This window comes from Pseudomonas sp. CG7 (genome assembly GCF_023701885.1).
Classification (GTDB): domain Bacteria; phylum Pseudomonadota; class Gammaproteobacteria; order Pseudomonadales; family Pseudomonadaceae; genus Aquipseudomonas; species Aquipseudomonas zanjanensis.
Genome location: NZ_JABAEE010000160.1, coordinates 1 through 3,637, shown reverse-complemented (window position 1 = coordinate 3,637; position 3,637 = coordinate 1). Strand labels below are relative to the sequence as shown.

3 protein-coding genes are annotated in these 3,637 nt (G+C 65.3%); 1 reads left to right on the top strand and 2 read right to left on the bottom strand.

The window, feature by feature from the left end; translation table 11 throughout:
• Nucleotides 1-41: 41 nt before the first annotated feature.
• Together HGO40_RS30260 and HGO40_RS30255 are read right to left on the bottom strand one after the other, a co-directional pair.
• On the bottom strand, nucleotides 42-725 hold the full coding sequence (locus HGO40_RS30260; RefSeq protein ID WP_250966033.1) for a response regulator: 684 nt from the start codon (nucleotides 723-725) through the stop codon (nucleotides 42-44).
• 78 nt (nucleotides 726-803) lie between these two features.
• Nucleotides 804-3,455 (bottom strand): DUF4118 domain-containing protein, encoded by a 2,652-nt coding sequence (locus HGO40_RS30255; RefSeq protein WP_250966032.1) that lies wholly within the window; start codon nucleotides 3,453-3,455, stop codon nucleotides 804-806.
• Between HGO40_RS30255 and HGO40_RS30250 the strand changes: the two genes are divergently transcribed.
• Nucleotides 3,454-3,637, top strand: a 184-nt coding sequence (locus HGO40_RS30250) for a hypothetical protein (protein ID WP_250966031.1), incomplete at its 3' end; no start/stop codon positions are given. The two genes, HGO40_RS30255 and HGO40_RS30250, sit on opposite strands and share 2 nt — an antisense overlap.

Below are 3,637 nucleotides of genomic sequence, written 5' to 3'. Positions count from 1 at the left end.
CCGTTTTATTTTTAACGTTACGGCGACCACCGCGATGAACATTAGCCTTTTCGTCGTAGGCGGCATTTTTGTATAAGTGACTGCCGCGGCCGGGTCGGGTCGTCGGCCAGCTTCTGGCGCAGGTGACCGACCACGATCCGCAGGTAGTGACTGTCTTCGGTGTGGGTCGGACCCCAGATGTCCTTGAGCAGTTGTTGCTGGGTGATGACCCGCCCCGGATACCGCGCCAGTTGCGCCAGGACGGCGTACTCCTTGCGGGTCAAGGCCACTTCGGTGTCGTCCAGCAGCACCCGTCGATAGGCCAGGTCCACCGTCAGCGGTCCGAACTTCAGCGCAGCCTCCTGGGGCTCGCCGGTCGGGGCCTGGCGCAACAGGGCGCGAATACGGGCGAGGAATTCCTGGATGCCGAACGGCTTGGTCACGTAATCGTTGGCGCCGTTGTCCAGCGCCTCGACTTTTTGCGCTTCGCTGGCCCGCACCGAGAGCACCAGCACCGGCACCGTCGACCATTGGCGAAACTCGCGCAACACCTGCTGGCCGTCCATGTCCGGCAGGCCCAGGTCGAGCACCAGCAAGTCGGGTTTGTTCAGCGCCGCTTGGGCCAGCCCTTCGGCGCCGGTGCCGGCTTCCAGCACCTTGTAGCCTTGGGAGCTCAGGCTGATGCGCAGGAATTTGCGGATCTGCGGTTCGTCATCGATGACCAAAAGGGTCGCGGTCTGGCTCATGGGGCTCGTTCATTGCAATCAAATGGAAAGGCTAGCAGGTCGCAAGCTGCGGGTAACAAAAGAGTATCTCAGCCGGGCTCAAGCTTCATCGTCCATGCCTGGTTGCGCCTGCAACGGCAGGTGCAACGTGATGCAGGTGCCGCGTCCCTCGAGACCTTCGGCCACGCTGATTCGCCCGCCGTGGGCGCCGACCATGCCCTGACAGATCGCCAGCCCAGAACCCCTTCCCCGCCCGCCCCGATCACCGCGCGCGGCGGTATAGAACATGTCGAAGATTTTCTCCCGTTCCTCTTCAGGAATCCCGGGCCCTTCATCGGCCACGGCAAAAAACACCTCGCTGTCGGTCGCCCCGGCGCTCAGCAACAGGCGTCCTTGGGCCGGCGAGAAGCGCGCCGCGTTCTCCAGCACGTTCACCAGCGCCTGCTCGATCAATGCTGCATGGACATGCAATAAGGGAAGTTCGGCAGGCACCTCGATACTCAGCGTCAGCGGCGCCAACACCGCCCGCAAGCGGCTCAGCGCGCTGCCGACGATATCAGCCGGCGCAACCCAGTCCCGCGCCAGTTTCAGGGCACCGTGGCCGAGGCGGGTCATGTCCAGCAGGTTCTGGATGTAGCGATCCAGCCGCTCGGCCTCATCGCGGGTGCCTTCCAGCAGCTCGCGACGATCGGCCAGCGGGATCGCCTCACCCAGCGCCAGCAGGCTGTCGATGCTGCCGCGCATGGCGGTCAGCGGTGTGCGCAGGTCGTGGGACACTGAAGCCAGCAAGGCGCTGCGCAGTTGTTCGGTTTCACCATGCAGACGCGCCGCCTCCAGGTCCTGGGCCAGTTGCGCCCGCGCCAGCGCCTGGGCCAAGGGCTGACTGAGGGCCGCCAGCAAACGGCGGCGCTGGCCACTCAACGGCTTGCCTTCTTTCGGGCATACGCCCAGCAATGCCAGCGGCCCCCCTTCCGCCGATAACGGCCACCACCACCAACGCCCGGAAGGCAGTGTCCCGGTGCCGGCGCCAGCCGGCTGGGCGTGCTGCCAGGACCAGTCGGCCGCCGCCCGTTCGGCCTCGGTGAAGGACAACGGCTCACCACTTTCGGCCTTCCAACCGCCCTGGCCATCGCGATTGAGCAGGCACAGTTGCAAGTCGTGCCAATCGTTGAAGTGCTGCACGGCGGCGCTGATCACCGCCTGGCGGTCGGTGGCGGCCGTGAGTTTGCGGGACAGGTCGAGCAGCTCGCCGGTTTCCTGTTGGGTATCGCGCAAGGCCTGCAACTGGCGACGCTGGCGAGCGGCAAGATTGCCGGTCAGGGCCGCCATGAGCAGGAAAAACACCAGCGTCAGCACGTCTTCTTCGCGCTGGATGGTCAGGGAAAAGTTCGGCGGGATGAACAGGAAGTCATAAGCCAGGAACGACAGCGCCGCGCAGGCCAGCGCCGGGCCGAGACTGCTGCGCACCGCCACCAGCAAGACCGCCATCAGGAACACCAGGGAGATATTGGGCAACGCCAGCAACCCCGAGATACCCCAGGCCAATGCGCTGGCCGCCGCGGTCGCCAGCAATGCCAGCACATAATCGAACCCGGTCTGGACGGCGCTGGAACGCACGCGGGCAGGACGCGGTTGCTCATCGCTGTCCAGCACGTTGATCTCCAGGCCCCGGGCATCGCGCAGCAAACGCGAAGCGAGGCCGCCGCCAAACAGGCGTCGGCGCAGACGTGGCCGGGACTGCCCCACCAGCAGCAGCGTGGCACGCCGTTCGCTGGCATGCTGGATCAGCGTCCTGGCCACTTCCCCGGCCCGCAGCAACACGACCTCGCCACCAAGACGTTCAGCCAGTTGCTGGGCGTTCTGCAAACGCTGGCGCGAGAGTTCGTCACGGGCACTGCCGTTGTCCACATGCACCAGGCTCCACGGCAGATGCCGACGCTGGGCGACGCGGCTGGCATGGCGCACCAGGCGTTCAGCCTGCGCGTCACCGTCCACACCTACCAGCAAGCGTCCGCGCACCGCCGGCGCGGCCTGGCCCAGTTGTCGATAACCCTGGGCCAAGTCATTGTCGACCTGGGCGGCGGCCGTCTGCATCGCCAGCTCACGCAACGCGGTGAGGTTGGTCTGGGAGAAAAACGCATCGATCGCCGCCCGAGCCTGCTCCGGCACGTAGACCTTGCCATCGCGCAGGCGCTCCAGCAGCTCACGTGGCGGCAGGTCAATCAGCAGCAGTTCATCGGCTTCCTGCAGGACCCAGTCCGGCAACGTCTCGCGCACCTGCACGCCGGTGATGCCGCGTACCTGGTCGTTGAGGCTTTCCAGATGCTGGACATTGACGGTGGTGTAGACATCGATGCCCGCCGCGAGCAGGTCCTGAATGTCCTGCCAGCGTTTGGCATGGCGGCTGCCGGGCGCGTTGCTGTGGGCCAGTTCGTCCACCAGGACCAAGGGCGGCCGGGCGGCGAGCAGACCGTCGAGGTCCATTTCCTCGAGCATCACACCGCGATATTCCGAGCGCACCAACGGCTGCTGTACCAGGCCGCCGAGCAGCGCTTCGGTTTCGCTGCGACCGTGGGTCTCCACCACCCCGGCCATGACCCTCACGCCTTGGCGCAATTGGCTGTGGGCCGCTTGCAGCATGGCGTAGGTCTTGCCCACACCCGGGGCCGCGCCCAGGAAGACCTTGAGCCGGCCACGGCCGTTGCGGGGCAGATTGGCTAACAGTGCGTCGGCGCGGCCGGAGTCGCTCATGTTGGTGATTCTCATCTTTCGAATAGGTCAGTCACCCTGTGGGAGCGAGCTTGCTCGCGATAGCGACAGGTCAGCCGACATCGAGAGCGACCGATACACCCTCATCGGCGTTTTTCAAGGTAGTTGTCGCGTCACCGTTTTGTTATGCCACTTTTGCGATCACAGTAAGCTCTCTTTCAGGG

Coding starts and splice junctions, on each gene's coding strand:
- HGO40_RS30260 (WP_250966033.1), bottom strand. CDS start 725: ATGAGCCAGACCGCGACCCTTTTGGTCATCGATGACGAACCGCAGATC.
- HGO40_RS30255 (WP_250966032.1), bottom strand. CDS start 3,455: ATGAGCGACTCCGGCCGCGCCGACGCACTGTTAGCCAATCTGCCCCGC.